The sequence below is a fragment of the Mesorhizobium sp. M7A.F.Ca.CA.004.04.2.1 genome (assembly GCF_004022825.1).
Lineage (GTDB): Bacteria > Pseudomonadota > Alphaproteobacteria > Rhizobiales > Rhizobiaceae > Mesorhizobium.
In genome coordinates this window covers 1-512 of record NZ_RZPH01001745.1, presented here as the reverse complement: position 1 = coordinate 512, position 512 = coordinate 1, and the positions used below count along the sequence as shown (strand labels likewise).

The following is a 512-nucleotide window of genomic DNA, read 5'->3' as shown; positions in this document are numbered from 1 at the left end:
GTCTTGCCCCTGATCTCCTTCTTGGAGAAATCCTTGAGCGCATCGATCGCCAGCGCGCCGGCCGGCTCCAGCACGACGCCTTCGACGTTGAGCATTTCGATCATGGTGGCGCAGAGCCGGTTTTCCGGGATCAGCCGCACTGTGTCGGCCGGAAAATCCTTGAGACGACGCAACGGCTCGCGGCCGATCTCGGCCACCGCGGCGCCATCGACGAAATTGTCGACCTTGGCGAGTTTGAGCCGTTTTCCCGCCGCAAGGCTTTCGCGCAGGCTCGGCGCGCCTGCCGGTTCGCAGAAGACGAAGCGTGCTTCCCTGCCCTGATCGGCGAAATAATGGGTGACGCCCGCGGCAAGTCCGCCACCGCCGACCGGCAGCATGACGATATCGGGCATGCGGGCGCCCGGCATCTGATCCGCGATCTCGTAGGCGACGGTTGCCTGGCCCTCGATAATGTCCTTGTGATCAAAGGGCGGCACCATATGGGCGCCGGAACTGTCGGTGAATTCCAGGGC

The 512-nt window shown here is 63.9% G+C and carries 1 protein-coding gene; it reads right to left on the bottom strand.

The genetic code is table 11. The features are described from left to right. The coding region (locus EN893_RS37355; protein ID WP_128362327.1) for a pyridoxal-phosphate dependent enzyme at window positions 1-512 on the bottom strand (512 nt) is incomplete at both ends.